Raw genomic sequence first — 1,756 nt, forward strand, 5'->3', positions numbered from 1 at the left:
TACTGGAACTATCTAAAACTTTGGAGAATACTTATCAAGACTATGCCCATATTTAAAACTTCTTAGTTCTGTTATGGTGTTATGTTCTGAATCATAAACAACCCCAACAAAGAACTTATCTATGGCATAACTGTTAATGCGAATGTCTTTAGTAATGTATATTATCTAAATAGATGCCGTATTGATTAACGGCTTCCATACGTTCGTTTAACTCTAATATGTTAAACTCGTATAAGGTCATATTAGTAAATTATTATTTGTCATAATACCATAAAAAGTGTTTATAAAAAAAAACCTCTTGGCTACTAGTTATAGAAATAATATCTAATTTACTCGAATTCGAATTGACATAATCTAGAAGTTTTTGTTTTGCATCGAATTCCAAAACTTTTAATTTTCTTTCCATCTCTTATTAGTTTAGACTTTGCTTGTGTTATAAATAAATGTAATTACATCACTAGGCATAAACAATGAGGAATATCAGTTTAAGCCTTGAATATCGACCAATAAGGCCTTTTACATTTCTATGATAGTATTGTTTGAAAAACAATTATCGTCTGTATTTTGGAGATTAATCCTTATAAAATTTTGGAGCATACTTATCAAGACTATGACCATATTTAAAACTCCTTATTTCTGTTATGGTGTTGTGTTCAGCATCATAAACAACCTCAACATAGAACTTATCTATAGCATAACAGTTAATGCGATGTCTTTAGTAATGTCGTTGTCAAAACTAATCGAATTTTTCAGTCTTCTTCTTAATGCCCAATCTATAGTTAATCTTTGCTTTTAACTTACCTTGTTCATTAAATACTTCCCAAGTACCATTTTTTTTTCCTTCCTCGTAAACACCTTTTGCTTTTAATTGTCCATTTTGATGATACTCTTCCCAAAGACCCTCTTTCTTTCCATCAATATAATTTCCTTTATCTTCAATCTGGACCTGTTTGGTGTTTTCTTCAAAAGGCTTAATACTTACTTCATTCTCTATTTGCAGATTCTTTGAAATCTTATTTCTGTATGATGCATCGTTAAATTCCTTTTTAATAAATTCTTTGTTATAGTCAATATAACTGTCAATACTTGCATCAGAAGCATGATTTGTCCGGCTGGTTGGTATATCAATAGGGTCAATAAAATCTATTACTTGAGCAGCGCCTGTTACAAGCGATCCTAAAGCACTTTTTTCCGGAGGGGTATATTTATCATTGACTAATATCCAACCTAAATTGTCAGGTTTCCCTTTTGTAACTATAATATATTTTTTTGCTATATTTTTTTTATTGTAACGTATTACTCTTCCTGTAACTAAAGTTGTATCTGTCTTAAAATAAATTAATTGTTTTATCTCAATGATATCTTTAAAATTAATGTCGCCTTGATATTCCTTAACTTTTTTTTGCCCATTACAAACAAAAGGCAAAACCAAAATCATTAACACTAATATTTTTTTCATAATCTGTTGGTTTTAATTTCTTCCAATATAGGCTATTTCATGTAATGAATAGTTTATACTTATTAAACTTTGGAGCATACTTATCACGACTATGCCCATATTTAAAACTTCTTACTTCGGTTATAACATTGTGTTCAGCGTCATAAACAACTTCAACAAAGAACTTGTCAATGGCATAACAGTAATATAAATAAAGTTAAATAGATTACCTTACCGAAATATTTAATTGGCAGGTTCTAAAAAATAAACAAGCCAATCTACTGTGCCAAGAAACTTATTCTTTGTTTCTACAACAAG

1 protein-coding gene is annotated in these 1,756 nt (G+C 29.3%); it reads right to left on the reverse strand.

Features of this window, described 5'->3' with window-relative positions; all coding sequences use genetic code 11:
• Nucleotides 1–736 precede the first annotated feature (736 nt).
• Nucleotides 737–1,459 (reverse strand): toxin-antitoxin system YwqK family antitoxin, encoded by a 723-nt coding sequence (locus AC15TD_RS03065; protein WP_484450671.1) that lies wholly within the window; start codon nucleotides 1,457–1,459, stop codon nucleotides 737–739.
• Between the last annotated feature and the right edge of the window lie 297 nt (nucleotides 1,460–1,756).

This window comes from Yeosuana sp., assembly GCF_057126245.1.

What these genes read in the sequence shown, in the direction of transcription:
- AC15TD_RS03065 (WP_484450671.1), bottom strand. Translation starts at nt 1,459, where the DNA reads ATGAAAAAAATATTAGTGTTAATGATTTTGGTTTTGCCTTTTGTTTGT.